Annotated in this window: 9 protein-coding genes; 7 read left to right on the forward strand and 2 right to left on the reverse strand. The window is 38.9% G+C overall.

All coding sequences use genetic code 11. From position 1 onward, the window contains the following. Nucleotides 1-199: 199 nt before the first annotated feature. From AC0L6O_RS08260 to hslU, 4 genes are all read left to right on the forward strand, one after another. Entirely contained in the window at nucleotides 200-12,163 is an 11,964-nt protein-coding gene (locus AC0L6O_RS08260) for an Ig-like domain-containing protein (RefSeq protein WP_473307737.1), read from the forward strand. Between the two features lie 120 nt (nucleotides 12,164-12,283). Next, nucleotides 12,284-15,235 (forward strand): hypothetical protein, encoded by a 2,952-nt coding sequence (locus tag AC0L6O_RS08265; RefSeq protein ID WP_473307738.1) that lies wholly within the window; start codon nucleotides 12,284-12,286, stop codon nucleotides 15,233-15,235. Nucleotides 15,236-15,364: 129 nt separating this feature from the next. Further along, a complete protein-coding gene (locus AC0L6O_RS08270; RefSeq protein ID WP_473307739.1) occupies nucleotides 15,365-17,362 on the forward strand; it encodes a T9SS type A sorting domain-containing protein in 1,998 nt (665 codons plus the stop codon). 134 nt (nucleotides 17,363-17,496) lie between these two features. Next, complete coding sequence (gene hslU, locus AC0L6O_RS08275) at nucleotides 17,497-18,873, forward strand: ATP-dependent protease ATPase subunit HslU (protein WP_473307740.1); 1,377 nt, start codon at nucleotides 17,497-17,499, stop codon at nucleotides 18,871-18,873. A 10-nt stretch (nucleotides 18,874-18,883) separates the two neighbouring features. Here hslU and AC0L6O_RS08280 read toward each other — a convergent pair whose 3' ends face one another. Both AC0L6O_RS08280 and AC0L6O_RS08285 read right to left on the reverse strand, forming a co-directional pair. Continuing rightward, nucleotides 18,884-19,627 (reverse strand): hypothetical protein, encoded by a 744-nt coding sequence (locus tag AC0L6O_RS08280; RefSeq protein WP_473307741.1) that lies wholly within the window; start codon nucleotides 19,625-19,627, stop codon nucleotides 18,884-18,886. Between the two features lie 140 nt (nucleotides 19,628-19,767). Further along, nucleotides 19,768-20,655, reverse strand: coding sequence for a 1-aminocyclopropane-1-carboxylate deaminase/D-cysteine desulfhydrase (locus AC0L6O_RS08285; RefSeq protein WP_473307742.1), 888 nt, complete (start codon nucleotides 20,653-20,655; stop codon nucleotides 19,768-19,770). Nucleotides 20,656-20,693: 38 nt separating this feature from the next. Here AC0L6O_RS08285 and AC0L6O_RS08290 point away from each other — a divergent pair, with 38 nt between their 5' ends. The 3 genes from AC0L6O_RS08290 to AC0L6O_RS08300 all read left to right on the forward strand — a co-directional run bounded on the left by AC0L6O_RS08290 (nucleotide 20,694) and on the right by AC0L6O_RS08300 (nucleotide 22,551). Beyond that, a complete protein-coding gene (locus AC0L6O_RS08290) occupies nucleotides 20,694-21,725 on the forward strand; it encodes an RluA family pseudouridine synthase (RefSeq protein ID WP_473307743.1) in 1,032 nt (343 codons plus the stop codon). 12 nt (nucleotides 21,726-21,737) lie between these two features. Further along, on the forward strand, nucleotides 21,738-22,187 hold the full coding sequence (locus AC0L6O_RS08295; RefSeq protein WP_473307745.1) for a GNAT family N-acetyltransferase: 450 nt from the start codon (nucleotides 21,738-21,740) through the stop codon (nucleotides 22,185-22,187). A 91-nt stretch (nucleotides 22,188-22,278) separates the two neighbouring features. After that, nucleotides 22,279-22,551, forward strand: a complete 273-nt coding sequence (locus tag AC0L6O_RS08300) for a hypothetical protein (RefSeq protein ID WP_473307747.1) — start codon at nucleotides 22,279-22,281, stop codon at nucleotides 22,549-22,551. Nucleotides 22,552-22,588 lie beyond the last annotated feature (37 nt).

Genomic DNA, 22,588 nt, shown 5'->3' on the forward strand with positions numbered 1-22,588 from the left:
TTTAAATATTTTATTATTGAAGGTAATTTATTGTTAAAGAGCTTCCTGTCTCAGTTTGAATGCTTGTTGGGTTTTCGTTTACCTCCTTTTGGCACGGTGATTGGTACTATATAAGAGATTCTGCACAAGGAAGTGTAAAGTCATGCTGGAAGACTGAAGGTCTTTAATAGCAAATCTTGCTGAATACCAAAACCGATAAGTGAGTAATCCTAAAAGGAAAATACAAAAACTGATAGATGAGCCTTGTAAAGGTTTAGCCCTTCATGCTAAATACTGCAGGGCTTTTGGTGTTTTAGCCTTTCTCATGCTGATAGGGTTTAAAAGTTTTGCTTTTCCTATTGATTTAGTTACAAACGGTGATTTCAATGATGGCCGAAATGGTTTTTCTTCTGATTACGATTGGAATGGCTCTAGTAATGGCGACTATGATATTGATGATGAGCCCGGAGATGTAAATAATGCCTTTTACGATTTTTATGATCACACTGTAGGTACTAGTGCTGGCGAAATGCTAATAGCTAATGGAAGTACTAATAATGATGATGTTTGGCAAACTAATATTTCTGTAACCAACGGACAGACTTACACCTTGTCTTTTTGGTATAGGAATGCATATAATGGAAATTTTTCTACTTTGGGCTGGACAGCCAATGGTTCTCAGATAGGTAGTACCTCAGTTGCCAATGATACTTGGCAAAAGATAACGGTGGTTTATACTGCTACTTCTACGGGTACGGTAACATTTGCCATAAAAGAGTTTACTCGAGAGTCATCAGGAAATATTTTTGCTATAGACGATGTCTCTATCTTAACAGACTTACCTTCTACATGTTCTGGTACTTTTACAGATACTGGTGGAAGCGGTGGGAATTATTCTAATTATGAAGACTACACAAGAACTTACTGTGCTAGCCCAGGGAATAATATTCGTTTTACCTTTAGCAGTTTTAGCCTTGAAGACAGGTATGATTATCTAAGAATCTATGATGGTACTTCTGTTTCAGACGAATTGTTCGATGACTACACTGGTAATTCAAGCCCAGGGACAATTACCTCTACAGAAGGCTGTTTGACTATAAGGTTTACATCTGATTATTCCGTGAACGAATCAGGTTGGATAGCAAATATAAGCTGCGTTCCAGACCCTTCGTGTTCTGATATTGATCAGGTTATGATTAATGATTTGGGCGGAAGTTCTGATATTGACATTACTGGCGGAGCTACTCTTTACACAGGTCAATTGCCCAATAATTGGAATATTGAAGCCACGGGAACTGGTTCCGTTGGTAGTATGGAGTTCCAGGTCACAGGAGATGCGAATCAAAGTAATATTGAAAGTGCTTCTCCATATAGAATGCCAACTGATGCAGTATCTTTAAACTGGGGAGTAGGAACATATAGTATCAAGGTTACGCAGTATAGTGAGTCAGGGGGCAATGGGAATGTCTGTGATGTTGCAGATTTTGATCTTATAATAGATGACTGTGCCATTAGTAATCTCACGGCTACTTCTAATTCGGCTGTTTGTACAGGAGAGTCATTAAACTTAAGTGTTTCTGGTGGTGGTTCTGGTGCGGTGTATACATGGACTGGACCAAACAGTTTCAGTTCTTCTCAGCAAAACCCTACTATCGCAAATGTAGGTTCAGCTGTTTCTGGTAATTATGTGGTAACTGCCACTAATTCAGGTTGCTCAGCCACGGCGTCAACCAATGTAACTGTTAATGTGGCTCCAAATGTTTCTGTAACCAGTCAAAACGCTAACTGTGGTTTGAATAATGGTGAAATCACTTTTACCTTCCCAGACCAAAGTGGTAGAACAGGAATAGAGTTTAGTACTAATAATGGCGGCTCTTACGGAAATAATGTAAACGATAATGTAGGGAGTACTACCATTGGAGGTTTTGGTCCTGGTGATTACGAAGTTTGGACGAGATGGGGGAATAATGAGTGTCCCGTAGATTTAGGCTCTGTTAATATTGCTAGGGTTTCTGGAACATTGAATACTACTAATAGTGACCCTACCATCTGTCTTGGTGAAAGTTCTACTTTAGGAGCTTCACTATTGAATGGAGTAGGAAGCGTTAGTTACTCTTGGAGTAATGGTTTAGGAACAGGAAGTAGTAAAAATGTAAGCCCTAATAGTAATATCACCTATAGTATTACTGCTACCGATAGCGAAGGCTGTACTGCTACTAATACTATTGCTGTAGTGGTTAATAATTTACCAACAGTAAGTATAGGCTCTAATTCTCCAGTATGTGCAGGAAGTACTATTAACCTTACGTCAGGCGGAGGTAATAATTACACATGGACTGGTCCAAACTCTTTTAGCTCAACTAATCAAAATCCAAACATAGCTTCGGTGTCTCCATCAAATGCAGGGGTTTATAATTTGACAGTTACTGATGCTAATAGTTGTTCAAACAATGCCGCTGTTAATGTCTCAGTCACTTCAGGCCTTACAGTAACTGCCAGTACACCAGATTCAAAAATATGCTCTGGATATGCATTGAATTTAAACTCCTCTGGAGGTAATTCATATACTTGGACTGGTCCAAATGGTTTTTCTTCAAACAGTCAAAACCCAACAATTAACAGTCCTTCTGTTTCTAATACGGGCGTTTATACAGTAACTGGTACCAATACTAATTCATGTACAGCTACAGCTACCGTGTCTATTAATGTAGTTGCTAATAATAGAACTGCTAGTAATGACGGTCCTAAATGTGTTGGAAGTACTATTAATTTAACGGCCTCAGGAGGAGATACATACAGCTGGGCTGGACCAAATGGTTTTAGTTCTTCTTCAGCAAATCCAAGTATTTCAAATACTGCACTAAGTAATGAAGGTATTTATACCGTCACGGTTTCTATTAATGATGCTTGTACTGAAACTGCTACTACAGAACTTACGCTTTATAGCTTGCCAAATGTTTCCGTAACCGACCCCGGAACCATTTGTCAATATGATGATGCCCAACTTCAGGCTTCTGGTGGAGTTTCTTACGCGTGGGTAGGTCCAAATAGTTTTAGCTCAAATCAGCAAAACCCGACAGTAAATAATATTACCAATGCCAAAACAGGTATTTATACAGTAACTGTAACTAATGCTTCTAGCTGTTCGGCATCTGCCACTACAGAATTATCACTTTCATTCCCAAGCCTTGTGGTTTCTAGTGATACTGCATTATGTGAAGGTGGTTTAATAAGTTTAGAAGCAGCTGGAGGTATAGGCTATAGTTGGTCTGGTCCAAATTCATTTACAAGCTCTTCTTCTAGTATCAGTATCCCAAGTGCTAGCTCTTCAGAAGGTGGAGTTTATACAGTAACCGTAAATAACTCATTGGGTTGTACTGCTACCACGGGTATTAATGTAACGATTCTTAATACTTCAGATCCTATAATCTCCTTACCATCTATTTGTACCGGAGACTCATTGAAATTAGAGATGCCAGGATGGACCAATTATTCTTGGACGGGTCCATCTAGTTTTAGTTCATCTGATGCAGATGCGTTTATAGTAAATTCTAATACATCTAATTCTGGAGTTTATAGTGTTACTGTAGATGTAGCAGGCTGTACCACCACCGCTACTACATCTGTTACGGTTAGGGCATTACCTGTACCGGTAATTTCAAGTAATCAACCAGTATGTCTCGGTTCTAGTTTGAATCTTAGTACAGGTTCGGCATCAACTTATACTTGGAAAGGCCCAGATAGTTTTACGAGCTCTTCTCAAAATCCCGTACTTTCCGTTTCGGATAGTTTGGTTCAAGGAATTTACACATTATCTGTAATAGATACCTATGGCTGTATTGACTCTACCACACATGATGTAGATGTGTCTATTGTATATCCTACAGCAAATAATAGTGGAATATCGTGCTTAGGGCAAAATGTAGCTTTGACCGCAACTGGCGGTTCTACTTATTCCTGGACAGGACCAAACAGTTATACATCAAATGCCCAAAATCCAGTAATAAGTGGCATGACCGCTTCTGATGCTGGCATTTACTCAGTGACTGTTACAGACGCAAATGGCTGTACAGGTACAGCAACAACCGAGATAGTAGTTTCAATTCCCACCGCGAGTGCTACTAGTAATGGGCCGGTTTGTGAAGGAGCTACACTAATATTAAATGGATCTACTGCAGACCAATATGATTGGTCTGGACCAAACTCATTTACCTCAAGTCTTAGAATTCCACAAATAAACAATGTAACATTAGCAGCTGATGGTGTTTATACTTTTACAGTAACAGATTCAGTTTCGTGTACAGCTACAGCTTCTGTTAATGTGGTTATAAATCCATTACCTACAGTTGCAACCTCAAATAATGGGCCTACTTGTCAAGGTCAAACACTTAACTTGACTGCCAGTGGAGGAAATTCTTATAGCTGGGCAGGACCTAATGGATTCTTATCTTCAAGTCAGAACCCAACAATAGCTAGTGTTCCTGCTGGAGCCAATGGTATTTATACCGTTCAGGTAACTGATATCAATAATTGTTCATCTATCTCTACCATGAATGTAACCGTTAATCCAGCACCAACGCCAGTAGCTTCTGTCACTATTGCAGATATATGCGTAGGACAAACCTTGAATTTACAAGGTAGTGGCGGTGGAACTTACGCTTGGACCGGTCCTAACTCTTTTTCTTCTTCACAGGAAGACCCTAATAGAACCAACGGTACTACCAATATGACAGGTATTTATACCTTGGTAGTGACTACGGTACCTCAAGGCTGTACAGCAAGTGCTACAGTGGCAATTTCTGTAAATACCATTCCTGACCCACCAATTGTAAGTGACGTGGAGAGGTGTGGGCCTGGTACAGTAACCATTACGGCTTCTGGCTGTTCAGGAGTTTATAGTTGGTATAGCACTTCTAGTAGTTCTACAGTATTAGGAACTGGTGAATCTTTTACTAGCCCTTCTTTAAGCAGTGATAGAAATTATTATGTTGACTGTACAGAGTTTACTTGTCCTAGTTCTACGAGAGCCGAGGTCTTTGTTGATATATTGCCTGTACCTACAGCTACGGCTTCAGTAACACAAAGGCATTGCAAAGGCTCTACAGCTAAATTTACTGGTGGTGGAAATAACGTAAGTGCTTATAGTTGGTCAGGTCCTTCGGGTTGGTCTAGTCCTTCGCAATCTCCTACATTTTTGGTGACGCAAAACTCTGATGGGGGAACTTATACCATTACCACAACACGTTCTAATGGCTGTACAGCTACAGCTACTACAAATTTAACGGTGGTTAATAATTGTAATAATATTTGTGACCAACAATATGTTATAATTCCTTCTAATCCAGCTTTCTGTACATCGAATACAGGGCAGGTTACGATTTCCGCTACCAACGAATACCAAACAAGTTTGGATGGAGTCAACTGGTATAGAGGGTCTCATACATTTGGTGGTTTAGGAGTTGGTAATTATTTCTTTTATGTAAGAGATTATGGTACACAGAATATCTGTAAGAATGTTAATAACACTTTAGTATCCACTACTTCGTCTTACTTTACTGGGCAAAATGTTACGGCAGCCTCAGATTGTTATGCTGCTAATGGTTCAATACAATTACAAGGAATTCGCCAATCTGATGATGTTACTTGGCTGGCCACTTTAAAAGGAGCCTCCGTACCAATATCAACATTAGATAATAGTACAATAGAAGACCTAACCCCTGGTTTATATTATGTTAAGGTGTCTAGGGCAAACGAATTCTGTTACGCAGAAAGATATATTGAAGTACCAAATAATGGTGCAGACTGTACAAGTGACGTTTTCTGTGATGATGATTCGGTTCCAAACTTATTTCCAAATGGAGATTTTGGTTCTGGAACAGATGAAAACGGTCCAGTTTTGACAGAGACGCAGTATGGCTATTCTAACTATACTTGTTACTCTCCTTGGGATAGTTTTTATTCCATAGTATACGAGACAGATTGTGATAATAATAATCATCAAGCTTTTCAATTTTCTCAAGCCACAGGTTGGTGGGATATTTTAAGTCAAGATCATACTCCTGGAGATACTCAGGGCTATATGATGGTTATCAATGCTGGTTATACACCTAACATTGTAATTGAAAAGGAAATTGGTGATTTGTGTCCAAATACGCAGTATAACTTTACTGCGTGGATGCGAAATATCTCCCCAGATTCACCAATTCAGCCTGATGCTGCATTTATTATTGATGGTGTCATAATGGCGAGGTCTGGTGAAGTAAGAGGTACCAGTTGGCAAAAAGTAGGTTTCTCCTTTAAAACTGGTGATAATACTACATCAGCTCTTTTTGCTCTTAGAAACATTGCTCCTGGAGGTTTTGGTAATAACTGGATTTTGGATGATATTAAAGTGAGCAAGTGTCCACTAGAAATTGAACTTAGTGGTACCACGGTAGCTTGCCTTGGAGGAGATAGTGAAGAAATTAATGCCAGTATTGGTGACCCATATTCGGAGCACACATTCTTCAAATGGCAGAAAAGTGATGATAACGGAGCTACATGGGATGAAGTTACCGCAGTAGCTGAAGGAACTTACGTTTCTGGAGTTATGGATGTGAGTTTAACTTTGCCAACACCAATAGTTTCTGCTTTAAGTGGGAGAATTTATAGAATTAGACTTGCTACTACCGCAGGTACTATTGATGACCCGCAGTGTTCTGTCTACAGTGCATTGACCCAAATTATAGTTCCGCCTATTGAAGTTCTAGTAACAGAAGATCAGGTTAAATGTATAGGTTCTGGCGAAGTAACACTAGAAGCTATTCCTTCTGGAGGAAATGCCCCTTATACTTTTGAGTGGGATAATGGTTTGCCTGCCACCGCTACAGTAAATGTTAATCCAAGTGTAACTACTGATTATATAGTAACTGTAAGAGATTCTTCAGGATGTCCAGTTACAGATACTATTAATGTAGCCGTTGAAGATCAGCCTACCCTTACGGTATCAATTGGCCCAGACTCAGTCTGCGTTGATGGTATGGCCTTTATTACGGCAGAGGTAGTGGGCGGTTCTGGTGATTTTGATTTTACATGGTTCTCTACTTATGATACCACTGGTACTTGGACCGAAATAGTAGGAGAAAAAGACTCTGTTTATCATCCAGAAACGTCTGTAGCTCATCAAATATATTATAGAGTCTTTGTTGAAGATTTAACATTTGACTGTAATGATGCTCTTTCTAATGCTGTATTATTTCATGTGGTAGACGATCCCGTTATCAATTTAAACACTACAGATATAAGTCTATGTCTAAATGGTGATGTAGAACTTATACCAACCATAACAGGGGGAACAGGAGAGTATCAGTACCAATGGCAATATTCTTCTGATGGAAATGCTCCATGGGTTGATTTACCAGATGATACCACCGCTACTTTAAATGTACCTTCTGATGTGGTTAAAGTAGAGTATTATAGATTAACAACCATACCTGATGGAAATGGATGTAATGCTCCTCCATCAGACGATGCTAGGGTAGAAATTTTACCAGTATTTGATGTTGATGTTTCCTTGATTGATAATGTTGTTTGTATTGATGGATCTGTAGTGCTTACTGCCGACACTAGTTCTGGTTCAGGAGATATTACCTATCGCTGGTTAAGTAGTTCAGACGGCACTAATTTTAGTGTAATTGGCGGAGCTACAGACTCCACTTATTCTCCAGTTACTTCTTCAGAAGGCTTAATGTATTATCAAGTAGAGGCTACCGCTAGTGGAATTGGTTGTGGAACGGCTACTTCAGCAAATGCCTCAGTAACAGTGTTACCAGTGTTTTCAGTAGATGTTACTGTTAACAACCCGCTAGTATGTATTGGTGGGGCTGTAGAATTAGTGGCCGATACAACAAATGGAGCAGGAGCAGTAACTTATCAATGGTTTGAGTCAACAGATGATGTAAGCTTTAGCCCCATCTCTGGTGCTACCGATTCTAATTATGTTGCATCTACAGCCACTGAAGGTATTACTTATTATAGAGTAGAGGCTACTGCAGATGGTTCTGGTTGTGGAACAGTAGTTTCACCTTCAGTACCTGTTGAAGTTTTACCAATATTCTCAATTGAAATTACAGTAAGTGATGATATTGTTTGCGTCGGAGGAACTGTTGAAATATTTGCTGACACCACGAATGGTACAGGCACAGTAACTTATCAATGGTTTGAGTCTGACGACAATAGTGTATTTACTTTAATTAATGGAGAAACAGATTCCTTGTTGAATGTCAATACCGCTGTAGTAGGAACACGTTATTATTATGTAGAGGCAACAGCCTCAGGATCTGGCTGCGGAACAGTAAGATCTGCTACTGGAACAGTGGAGGTTCTACCCGTTTTTGAAGTAGACGCTAGTTTGTTGTCAAATACTGTTTGTATTGGTGGTGAGGTTTTATTAATTACCGATACTACTTCTGGTACTGGAACAGTAACTTATCAATGGTTTAGCAGTACAGATGGTTCAAATTTTAGTCCTGTAACAGACTCTACCAGAAACGCATTTGTACCAGTTACTTCATCAGAAGGAGTCATGTATTATCAAGTTCAGGCCACTTCTAGCGGAGAGGGTTGCGGAACCGCTATTTCTGATGATGTGACCGTCACCGTTTTGCCAATTTTTGATATTGACGTTTCTGTAAATAATCCAGTTGTCTGTATTGGAGGAGCGGTGCAATTAGAAGCAGATACTATTAACGGAACGGGAACGGTTACATATCAATGGCTTTCATCTTCAGATAACAGTACTTTCAGTGCAATTAGTGGGGCTACCGATTCAGTTTACGTTCCTAATACAAGTTCAGAAGGTATAACTTATTATCAAGTTCAAGCTACGGCAAGTGGTTCGGGTTGCGGAACAGTAACATCGGATTCTGCTCCGGTTGAAGTTTTACCTGTCTTTTCTGTTGATGTTTCTTTAGCAAATAACACTGTTTGTGTAGGAGGGGCTGTTGAGCTAATAGCCGATACCACAAATGGAACAGGAACAGTGACGTATCAATGGTTTGAATCTTCAGACAATAGCACTTTCACACCAATTAGCGGAGAAACAGACTCCAATTTGACAGCAAATACTGCTTCTGTAGGAATTACATATTATAGAATTGAGGCTACGGCAAGTGGCTCAGGTTGTGGAACGGTAACATCAAATTCAGCCTTTGTAGAAGTTTTACCAGTTTTTGAGGTTGATGTAACATTATTATCCAACACTGTTTGTATTGGCGGAGCTGTAGAACTATTTGCCGATACTACATCAGGTAGCGGTACTATTACTTACCAATGGTATGAGTCTTCAAATAACAGCACATTTACACCAATTAGCGGAGAAACGGATTCTACTTACATTCCTAACACGAGTGCAGTAGGCTCATTATATTATAGAGTTCAAGCCACAGCAAGTGGCTCAGGTTGTGGAACAGTTGATTCTGACAATGCTACGGTTACCGTTTTACCAATTTTTGATGTTGATGTAAATGTTGATAATGCCGTAGTTTGTATTGGCGGAGCTGTACAGTTAGAGGCAGATACGGTTAATGGTACAGGAACAGTAACATATCAATGGTTATCATCTACGGATAACAGTACTTTCAGTCCAATAAGTGGGGCTACCGATTCAGTATATGTTGCAAATACAAGCTCAGAAGGTATAACTTATTATCAAGTTCAAGCCACAGCAAGTGGTTCGGGTTGTGGTACGGTTACTTCCGCTTCGGCAAGCGTAGAGGTTTTACCAATATTCTCTGTGGATGTAGCTTTGACAAATCATACAGTTTGTGTGGGCGGTAATGTGAATTTAGTGGCTGATACCACCAATGGTACAGGAACGGTAACATATCAATGGTTTGAATCTTCTGATAATAGTGTATTTACATTAATACCTGGAGAAACAGATTCAAGTTTAACAGCTAATACATCCTCATTAGGAGTTACCTATTATTACATAGAAGCCACAGCATCTGGTTCTGGCTGTGGTACCGTTAGGTCGGCTACTGCTACAGTGGAGGTACTTCCAGTATTTGAAGTAGATGTGTCTTTGGATGATAATATAGTTTGCCAAAATGGTTTGGTACAGTTAGTCTCTGATACTACATCAGGTACAGGTACAGGTACCGTGACTTATCAATGGTTTAGTTCTTCAGATGGAAGTTCTTTTAATCCAATAGCAGATTCTACTGAAGCTAAGCTTATTCCAAGTACAGCATCAGTTGATACTTTATATTACAGATTAGAGGCTACTGCCTCAGGAGTTGGCTGCGGAACTGCCGTTTCTGATATTGCTAGTGTTGCAGTATTACCGCAGTTGTCAATTGATGTTCTTCCAGGTAATGCAGAAGTATGCCTTGGAACTCCAGTTACTTTTGAGGGAAGTCCTCAGAATGGTGTTGGAAATATTACCTATCAGTGGCAAGCATTTAATGGTGTCACTTGGCAAAATATTGGTAGTGAAACGGATTCTGTTTACAGTCCATCCACAGCTGTCGCTGGGCAGTATCAGTACAGAATTAACAGTTTTGCGGATGGTGTAGGGTGTACAGACGCATCTTCGGCACCAGCTATTTTAATTGTGAACGATTTTCCTGATGTTACAGTGAGCAATGTAGACCCATTATGTATACCAAATAATGGTCAAATAGCCTTCAGTTTTTCAAATGAGCCTTATCAAGATACTATTCAATTTAGTGTTGATGGAGGGCTAACTTATCCTTACTTCACTTATGATTCATTAAATACTTATAGTATTGATACGCTTAGTGCAGGCACTTATCAGATTTTTGCAAGGTGGGGCGATAATAGCTGTCCTATTGATTTAGGGGACGTAGACTTAGAAGAGCGTCCAGCTCCAACCGCTACAGTAACTTATGTAGACCCTACATGTACTACAGATAATGGTCAAATAACTTTCACCTTCCCAGATGAAGCTACCAGAACACAAATAGAATTTAGTTTAGATGGTGGTGTTACCTATGAAACAGCGGTTAACGATAATGCGGGAAGCGTAAGTTATTCTGGTTTAGCTCCAGCCACCTATGATTTATGGGTAAGATGGGAGAATGACGAATGTCCAATAGACTTATCAGATGTAACATTAACAGACCACCCTGGTCCAGTGTTGACGGTTTCTGCTGATACTACTATTTGCTTTGGCTCTACAGCCTTGTTAACAGCAAGCTCTACAGGTGGAGATGCTCCAATAGTATATTCTTGGAATAATGGTTTACCAGACGGGAATTCTCATACAGTATCTCCAGCTGCTGACGCAAGTTTTATAGTGGTGGCCACTGATTCTAATGGTTGTACTTCTGAAGATACTATTCTTATAACGGTTAATCCATTACCAGTAATCTCAATGACTGGAGGCGAATATTGTGAAGGAGATTCAGTCTTTTTAACGGTAAACGGAGGTGATACTTATGCATGGTCAGGTCCACAAGGTTTCACTTCTAGTTTGCAAAATCCTAGCATAGGTAATGTTGATACATTGAATAGTGGTTCTTATATAGTGCAAGTCACGGATTTAAATTCGTGCCAAACTATTGATTCTGTTAATGTAATTGTGAACCCTGCTCCAGAGGCACCAATTGTTACAAATGCTGATAGATGTGGTCCTGGGGTGTTAACGCTCACGGCATCAGGATGTTCAGGAACTATCACCTGGTTTGATAATCAATTTTCTAATTCAATTGTGGGATTTGGCACAACATTTGAGACTAAATCATTGGTGGCCACTGCGAATTATTTTGCTAGCTGTACATCAACAAGTAATTGTGAAAGCTTTAATAGAGCATTAGCAGTTGCTGAAATCAGGGAAACTTCTAATGCGGAGGTGATAACTGTAAATAGTACATGTGTTGGTGAAGTTCCTTTAGATAATGGAATTTTAATAGCAACAGGATTTAGAGAAGGAGAAACCTACTCTTTTAGCGAAGGCAGCACTTTTGATGCTTCTACCGCAATTCCAGCAACACCAGCAGTAATACCATCAAATGGTAGAATGTACGAAACAATAGATAACCCATCAGGAGTTACCACTTATTATACCGTAAGGATACTAAGTAGAGATGGTTGCCCTGTTGACCATACGGTTGAGTTCGAAAGACAATGTGACGATTGTTTACCGTTTTGCGAGCCAGCTAGTATTAATAAAGTAAAGTAAAAATTGACGTCGAGAGACCTACAATATAGATTTTTAAAGAGACACACACACCTAAAAGGTTTTGCAACCCCCCCATGTATAAAATAAATTTTAAACATTATTTAATTCAAATCAAATCAAATGGAATTATTGATTAAAAACAGAGAAAAGCTCGCCATGAAAGGGCTTGGACGGTTTGGATTCATTCTTTTAACTGCTTGCTTATTATTTTTAGCGAATACTAAAACCTTCGCCCAAATAGAGTGTGCCGAAAAAATTGAATTCACAGTCCAATCTATTGATGAATCTGCGGAAGGAGTAGGTGACGCTAAACTAGTGTTATCTGGTGTACCAGCCAATGATTATATTGTAGACTACGCTTCAGGTACCACCTATTCTGGTACGCCTTCAGCAACTTATGGAACGCTTACAGCGGCTACTGAGACAAATACCTTAGGGCGATATATCGCTACAGGTTTGGCTAATCCAGCAACCCCAGCAGGGCAGCAATACACAGTTAGGGTTCAAATGCCTGATAATAGCTGTTATTCTGACTCTACTATTGTATTACCAAGAGTAAACTGGTCTGCGGAACCAGATTATACTGATCTAGACGTCACTGTAGCTAAAAGTGGTGATGCCACTACCGTAGGTGCTACAGTAACGGTGACTGTTTCTGTATTTAATGATAATACGAATGCGGGAGTTAACACAGTAGATGCTACTGGTGTTCAAATTATTGTTAATGAGCCGGCATCAGGTTTGCAATTAGTTGGAGGTTCGTCTGACACAGGAGGGAATGGTACTTATAATGAAGGAACTTTATTATGGGATGTAGGTACAGTACCCGCGGGAGCAACTTACACCTTACAATTAACATATGTTGTAAGTGAAAGAGGTGTTTTTCAAATAGGAGCAGAGGTTAATACTGCCGGTGACGGTTCAGTGGATGAGTTAGACTCTATGCCTTTGGTTGAAGGGGGTGGAAGTGCTTTTGAAGATGAAGATGATGAGAGTTCTACCTGTATTTCTACTCCATGGGATTGGTGTACTACAGATTCATTTGACTTCACTTTGATTAGTGATGTTTATACAGGTATTACATGGCAAAAAGATGGTTCAGATATTACTGCATCTGTTCCTGGTGAATATACACTTAATGCTGATGGTTCATTAACTATACTATCAGTGGGTTCTTATAACTTTAGATACGATCATCCAACTAATGCTAGTTGTGATGCAGTAGGATGTTGTCCTATTGATATAGTTCAAGGTGTAAGGCCAGAGCTTTTAGCTATGCCACCTGCCGCTATTTGTTTGAATGAAACACTTCCTACAGTAATAGCACAAGATAACACACCTCCTGGAAATTATGATTCTGATAGAGGGCAGGTAGTATATCAGTGGTTTAACGATAACGGAACTGATAACCCAACTACAGATACTATTGTAGGGCAAACAGCCTTAACATTAGACTTGTCTACTTTGCCACAAACAGCTGGTACATATTATTATAAACTAAAAGCTTTAGATGAACTTCATGCAACATGTATAGACTCTACTACATTTGAATTTGTTATTACGGATATAGAAAAGCCAATAGCTTCTTCTAATACTCCTATTTGTGAAGAAGAGCAGATAGAGTTGACGGTTACTAATATGACGGATTTCCCAGGTACTGATTATGATTTTAATTGGTGGTATGAGGCAGACTCCGCAACTACTTTTGCAGCTATAGGCGACAGTGTTGGCATTTTAGATGCGGATCCTGTAGCACATTCAGGTGATTACGTAGTTCAAGTTTCTCAAACTTTTACGAGTCCATTTACTTCGGGTTCTGTTGATACTTACTGTGCTAAAACTGATACTGTAACAATGTTGGTGAATCCACTTCCTGAGCCTCCTGTTATGCAAGATAGCACGTATTGTCAATATGATGAGATTGCTGAGTTTATTGAGCACGTAGTGGATTCTTCAGGTACTGGAGCTACAGGGTTTCTTAGCTGGTACCAAACACCGGTAAGAGATACACCTTTTTATACAAGTAGTCTATGGGATAAACCAGATTCTTCTATTGCAGGACAATTTGGGCCATATTATGTTACGCAAACAGATTTAAATGGCTGTGAGTCTTATCCAGATTCTTTTGTAGTGAATATTAATGCATTGCCAGAGCCACCTGTAGTGGAAGATTTGGCTTACTGTGAAGGGTCTACTACTACAGTACCTTTAACCGCAACACCTTTAAGTGCAGCTTATACGCTAACATGGTATGATGATACATTAGCCACTGGTGCTGGTGGAACACCTGCCGACCCCGTTATTCCTACTCCTGATGCCTCTTCGGTAGATACTTTAAGATTTTATGTTACGCAGACTTTCGGAACTACAAGTTGTGAATCTTATAATGCAGAGCTTATAGTGTATATAAAAGATACGCCAGACAGACCTGGTTTTGATGACCCAGTATACTGTTTAGATGATGCGGCTGTTTCATTGGATAATCATTTGACACCATCTACTGCTAGTACTACTTCACCATCAAATACTTATACACATTGGACTTATCCAGCGTTTACAGATGATGGAGTAGCGGTACCAACTCCAACTACAGATGACGCCGGTTCTAGTTATGGTTTAGTTTGGGAAGAGTGGCAGTATATTGCACCAGACGCTTCTACTTTATCTTGTGAGGGACCAATGGAAGACCTTCGTGTAATTGTTAATCCTAAGCCGAATATTGAGCCTATAGCGGTTAACGCACTTTGTGTGGGTGACGCAGCTCAAGATGACGCAAGATTGTATATTACAGACTATCGTGACTCTGATGAACTGTTATGGCATGCGGGAGCTACCTTTAATCCTGCCTCAGTTACAGAACCGGTTCAAACTGGAACTGACATGAGAGCAAATGGTGGAGCATTTGCTTCAAACTTAACAAATCCTACTGTAGGCTCTGGTCCAACTTCATATGCTATCCAAATTACTAATGAGTTTGGATGTGTAGAAACTGGAACGGTTGACTTGACAGAAAAAGATTGTGTGTGCCCAGGAGGGTATTGTGAGCCAGCAAGCATCACAAGAACACTTTAATATTTATATTATACTTTGAAGCTAGTCCAGGAGGAATCCTGGGCTAGCTTTCTTTAAAGCCTTTCTTTTAAGGTTGCCTTTTTACTACTACTTACTTAATAAAACTTCCTGATAGAATACAGAATTAGAATGAATCATGGAAACCCAAATATTTTGAGTTCCGCCCTCACTGCAATAAAACAAGCTTTTATTGGGTGTCTTTTTCTTCTAAGTATTATTCCAGTTTTTTCTCAACAAGATGCTAATACCATCAAAATAAATAGCTGTAAAGTTCCTACCTACAGAGTTGGAGGTAAAAACGTAACAAACGCTACAACTAATGACGGTAAAATTGTCATTTCAGGCATTGAAAATGCTACCCACTACGAAATCCTAGAAAACAACACACCATTCGATTTTTCACTGGCATCTGAGCTTGTGGAAGGTCAATCAAGCGTTGAGATAAAAGGTTTAAAAAATCCAAGTCTTGATGCCGCATATAAAATAAAGCTCTATAATAAAACAGAGGATTGTTTTACAGAGCAGTCTGTTCATCTCTCTCATATTAATTTTGCCGAAAAACTAGATTACACGCAAATAGAGGTAATACAAGGGGTGGATAATCCTTCTCCTGAAATTGGCGATATTATAACCTTCACTACCATAGTTCAAAATAATGGAGGGCAAGCTGCTACTAACCTTGAACTAAAGCAATTTTTCTCCGAGTCATTAGAGTTGGTTTACTTCTTTGCAGATATAGGGGAGTTTACGCCTATCGGCAATGTTTGGCAAATTGGGGATTTGAAAGCTGGCCAGCAACCAAAGCTTATTATAAGGGCTCGAGTTAAAGAGCAAGGTTTATCATACCTTACCTCTTATGTTTCAAAGGCAAATAGCTATACAATTTTTTACGGACAGCAACTGCCGACACAAGATAATTCACATGCTATTGCTGCTACCAGTTGTGTATCTGTACCCATTGCTATAAAAAAGGACGAAGTGTATAGAGTGACTCTAGATAGTTATGCTAACCTTACTTGGTATTACAAAGACGCTGCAGGTAACTTTTCGGCCATTAATGAAACAACAAATTCAACGATTGCAGAAATTAATGCCGACAGCTCCTTAAGCATTAAACAAGGCGGCGAATATACGTATACTAAACAGATAGGCGAATGTACGTTTAATTCCTGTTGCCCTATTTTAGTAGAGAGCTGTAAGGGGCCTGCGATTGTGGTAGATTCTGTTTACTGTAACACTACGGTAGATAGTTATAGCATGGTAGTTCATCTAGTTAATGATAACTGGAGTGTAGTAGAGAAGGTTTACTATGCCTTATCTAACCTTAGTTTTCCTGTATTGACAAACTTTTTAAGGCGATTAAATATTCTACCGTTAACCTCAAGTTCTGGGTATGTAACTTCTCTTGGAGGAGGATACTATAGGGTAGATAATATACCTGCATTTATGCCTAATGTAACCTTGGTCTCCACTGATATGAGTGGAGAATGTCGTTCTTTCAAAATTGTAAATGCTCCAGATTGTAATGGGCAATTAATGCAAATGCCAGAACTGGCAAGTACGGTGGAGTATTACAGTCCGGCTAGAGTAATGCCATCGCTCAAAGTAGAGAATGATGGAGGTAAAAAAGTTAAGACTTATTGGTACTCTGACGAGCTTGGTATTAATCAGGTTGGAAAAGGAAACTCTTTTAGACCAGATAAAGTAGGGAAGTACTTTGTTGCTTTTTATGATAAAAAGAAGGATTCAAGAAGTGCTTTGGTAGAAGCCGAAGTTAAAAGCTTAGTAGATGAGGTTCCTGGTGAATTTGTAAACATCAGTGTTTGTGATTGTGAAAGCTCGTCCATGATACCAACAGGTACTTCAGAAGCTATTACGGTAGCCAAAATTTATCCTAACCCAGTTAAGGATGATTTAAACATAGATTATATAGTTCCTAAGACAGCTAGAAGTGCCGATATGTTTGTATTTAGTATTAATGGAAAACAATTGGGCTCTTACGTTCTGGACTTGACTAAAGACACAGAGAAAATTGATGTATCTTCATGGCCTGATGGATTGTATATCCTTACTGTGGCTGTAGATGGCGAAAAGAAGCTTACACAGCGTTTTGTGGTTCGTCATTAAATTAGCCTCTAAATTTCCTTCTTAAGCGGAATGATTTCCCCCTCATTTGATGTTCTTCCATTCCAGAATCCTTTCTTTTGGAAAGACCGAAAGATTGATTTGCTTTGCAAACTCCAAATTAAAGATAAAGCTAGATGTCAAAAAAAATAGAGAATCTCACTCCACGCCAAATCGTAGAAGAGCTTGATAAATATATCATTGGTCAAACAGACGCTAAGAAAAACGTAGCGATCGCTCTGAGAAATAGGTGGCGTAGAATGAATGCTGACGAAGACATTCGTGGCGAGATAGTTCCTAATAATATATTGATGATTGGTTCTACCGGTGTGGGTAAAACCGAAATTGCTAGAAGGTTAGCTAAAATAGCGGATGCCCCTTTTACTAAGGTAGAAGCTTCAAAATTTACGGAAGTAGGTTATGTAGGACGTGATGTGGAAAGCATGGTACGTGACTTGGTAGAGCATTCTGTCAATCTAGTCAAAACAGCGAAAAAAGAAGAAGTTAAGATAAAAGCAGCCGATACTGTAGAAGAATTGATATTGGATATTCTTATTCCACCAATGTCAAAGAAATCTCAAGTTGGAATTCCTGAAGGTATGACTTCGTCAAAAGATGAAGAACTGAATGAGAAAACAAGAGAATCTTTTAGGGGCAAACTGAAGAGAGGTGAGCTAGACGAAAGGAAGATTGAAATCAATGTTCAAAATTCTTCAGCTTCGCCAATTGGCGTTATGGGTGGACCTATTGATGATGTTTCCATGATGAATATTCAGGAAATGATAGGTGGCATGATGCCAAAGAAAAACAAGAAAAGGAAATTGCCTATTTCGGAAGCTAGAAAGATTCTTTTAGAAGAAGAGTCTGCTAAGCTTATTGATATGGATGAGGTAAAAGAAGAAGCTATTTGGAAAGCTGAAAACCTTGGGATGATATTTATTGATGAAATAGATAAAATAGCAGCAGGTGGAGGTAAAAGTGGTCCTGATGTAAGCCGTGAGGGTGTGCAGCGAGATATGCTTCCAATAGTGGAAGGTTCTACAGTGAATACAAAACATGGTTCTATTAATACAGACCATATATTGTTTATAGCTGCAGGTGCTTTTCATGTGTCAAAACCATCTGATTTGATTCCTGAACTTCAAGGTCGTTTCCCTATCAGGGTAGAGCTAGAGTCGTTGACAGAAGAAAACTTCTATCAAATACTTAGTAAGCCTAAAAATGCTCTTACAAAGCAATACGTGGCTATGCTAAAAGCGGAGGGGGTAGACTTAGAATTTAATGATGAAGCCCTCAAAGAACTCGCTAAAATAGCATTTGAAGCGAATAGCGAGGTGGAAAACATTGGAGCCAGAAGACTTCAAACTGTTATGAGTCATTTATTAAATGAAATCCTGTTTGATGTTCCAGATAAGATAGAACCAGGCTCTAAATTGTTAATAGATAAAGAAAAAGTGACAGAAAGACTATCTGGCCTTGTTAAGAATAAAGATTTGAGCCAGTACATTTTGTAATAGATTCAAATCATATTTTACTTAGAGATTTAGACAAGGAGACAATATCTCCTTGTTTTTTCATGTTAAGCTTATCTTTTTTGACAATAGTAGAGGCCGTTTCACTATACTTTCCCAAATTCTTAAGGAAGGATTTCTTATGGCTTACTAAAATCATTTTATTGTCAACTACAAGGTAAAAACGTTCTCTTTTTTCAAATTCCCCTTCATAAATACTGGAATTAGAAGAGCCATAACCAGTACTAACTCCAGAGCTAGATGGGGTAAATTTACAGTCATATAGTTTTAAGAGCATTGGCTCAGAATAAGACAGTGTTTCATAATAATAATCGCCTGCTCCTTTTATCTCATCTTCGTATCGGGAAAAATTATGCCCGTTTATTCTGAACTCTAGAGGTTTCAGCTCCACAGAGGGGGTTGATTTGTTTTTGGAATAATAAAGCGTGTTTTGTTCTAGATTAAAGGCTATTAGCCCTTCTACGGGTTCTCCTCCTTCTAAAAGCACCTTTTCTTTAAACCAACCATTCTTAAAATAGGGTGTGCCCAAATATTTTTTTTCAAAAGCCTGTGTAGTGTTCAACCTTACATTTTTGGCATCATATTCAGAAACAAGTATAGTATCTCCTTCAGCATTTACATCTATCCTAGAACCTGAGGAGGCAGTAGATATTTTGTCTAAAAAGTAGGCAACATTGTCCTGCGAGAAGGAAAAAAACGATACTAAAAGCAAACTAAGAGAAAGAAAGGTCTTCATTTTTTTTGTCCTTAAAAGGTTGTAATGTGTTGCTAACGAAATTAATACAAAATATTGGATTTAACATTCGCTTAAACGGAGAAAGTTAATCGGAGTGCTTTCCTTATAAAGTTCTGGTTTGAGTTTAGCTTAAGGTAGTTTTAAAGGCTAGCTAATCTCCCCTGAAGTCCTCCAGAGTGATAGATAACTATTTTTGAGCCAGCAGGAAAGTGCCCTTTCTCTATCAAATCAAATACTCCGTAAAATAGTTTTGCGGTGTAAATATGTTCTAGCTGAATGTTAAATTCGTTCTCAAAATCTTTGATGAACCTAAGTAACTTGTCATTGTATTTGGCGTAGCCGCCAAAATGGTAATTCTCAAAAAAACTAAGTCTGTCAGTTGGCTCTTGAAGCAAATCTTGAATTTCATCTATCAGGAAACCTCCGTTTTTCAGTGCAGGAAATCCATAGACTTCACCCTTAAAATTTTTATTTGATAATACACCAGCTGCAGTGCCTCCTGTGCCTGCGGCCAAACAAAAATGAGTTGGCGTAATTTCGGTCAAAACCTCATCAATGATTTCAGCACAGCCGGGTAATGCGTATTGATTACTTCCCCCTTCGGGAATGAAAAACTTGCTTTCATCGGAGAAATTAGAACTTAAAGCTTCCTTTTCTCTGTAGTCAGAGCGTGTTACAAAATGCATTTTCATCCCTTTTTGACTAGCAAATGCCAGCGTAGGGCTAGATGTCTCATTAAGCTCTTGACCTCTAATGATAGCTTCCGACTTAAAATTAAATAATTTGGCAGCTGCCGCTAAAGCATAAATGTGGTTTGAGTAAGCTCCGCCAAAACTAATTAACGTTTCTTTTTTTAGGTCTTTAGCTCTTAAAAGGTTGAATTTCAGTTTCCTGAATTTGTTGCCTGAGACTTCAGGATGGCATAAATCGTCTCTTTTTACCCATATTTCCAGTCCTTTCTTGTCAAAAACTGGACTAGATAGTTTTTCTAATGGCGTAGGATATAGGATGTGTTTTTCAAAAACCAATTTTAAAGAGGTAACTTGCGGGCTAAAATTACATCTTTTTGGAAGAGAAACATATAGAAGACGATTTGGAAGACGATGAGTTGTACGAACATCTCAATCTTACCGCAGACCCAGGGCAAACGCCACTTAGGGTTGATAAGTTTATAGGACATCATACTAATAGCTCTAGAAATAAAATTCAGCACGCTATTGATAGTGAGTCTGTAAAAGTTAATGGAAACCTAGTAAAATCAAGTTATAAAGTTAGGCCTGGAGATAATATCATTATTTCTTTGGCAAAACCTCCGAAAGAGCCATCTGAAATTATCCCACAAGATATTCCGCTTGATATTATTTATGAAGACGATAGTGTTTTATTGGTAAATAAAGATGCTGACATGGTGGTGCACCCTGGTTTTAATAACTGGGATGGAACGCTTGTAAATGCATTGGTTTTTCACTTTAAGAACCTTCCTACGTCTAAAAACGGAACCATCAGGCCGGGTTTAGTTCATAGAATTGACAAAGGAACTACAGGCCTTTTAGTAATTGCTAAAACGGAATATGCTATGCAATATTTGGCAAAGCAATTTGCCGACCATAGTACAGAGAGAACGTACTATTGCATGGTTTGGGGCGAGCCTAAAGATGATAAAGGTACTATTAATGCGAACCTTGGTAGAGGTTTTAAGGATAGAAGAATATCGGAGGTTTTTCCTGAAGGGGACCACGGTAGAGTGGCCATTACGCATTATGAGGTTATAAGAAGAATGCGTTATGTGAGTATAGTAAAGTGCAATTTGGAAACAGGACGTACGCACCAAATTAGAGCTCACATGAAGCATATAGGGCATCCACTTTTTGGAGATACTACTTATGGTGGCGATAGAGCATTAAGAGGAAATATGTTTACAAAGTATAAGCAGTTTGTTGACAATTGTTTCAAAATTATGCCGCGTCAGGCTCTGCATGCTAAGTCTCTTGGTTTTAAACACCCGGAAACAGAAGAGTGGATGCAGTTTGACTCAGAACTACCTGAAGATATGGTAGACCTGATAGCTAAATGGGACCATTACGTACAACATAACTAAGAATATTTAAGAATGAATACGGTGATAAGAGAGGCCATAGCGGCTGATGTGCCTGCTATGATGGGCTTGGTAAAAGAATTAGCCCTTTATGAAAAAGCTCCAGAGCAAGTAACTAATACGGAAGAATTGATGCTTAAAGATGGGTTTGGAGACAATCCTATTTTTGGTGCTTTTGTGGCGGAAGTTGATGGGAAAGTAGTAGGTCTTTCTATTTATTATTACCGTTATTCTACCTGGAAAGGCAGGCGAATATATTTAGAAGACTTAGTGGTACAGGAATCATTAAGAGGCAAAGGAGCTGGTAAAATGCTTTTTGAAGCCGTTATTCAGAAAGGTAAAGAAGAAGGCTGCACCGGTATGATGTGGCAAGTCTTAGACTGGAACAAGTCTGCCATAACTTTCTACGAAAAATACGGAGCTAAGTTTGACGAAGAATGGGTTAACTGTAAGCTTGATTTTTGAATTGGTGGCTGGGGTATTTCTAAAATCAAATGTTAAATAATTTGCTCTTTATAAGCCACTTGATTTAAATTAAAGGCTAAACACAAGATTTATGAAATATCTCTGCTCTCTTTTAATACTGGTAAGTGCTGCCGCTACCGCTCAAATACCCTATTCTCAAAAGGGCTCTTTGATAAAGGATTTTCAATATGGAGAAGCACTAAAAGATCCAACGGCTAAAGTTTTTTTTAATAAGGAGTTTAGCATTCAGGAAAGTAAAATTGACAGAATGCCAATTCTAAAAACGGAAGTAGATGAATCGGGTATAATGAAAGTTAGTTCTTCTGATAATATGCCAAACGCTCTTTTTAAAGAGGAAGAGTGAGCTAATCTTGTGACAAAAATCACTTAAAGTGAAAAGC

Source organism: Arcticibacterium sp. GJ41-1, assembly GCF_055808875.1.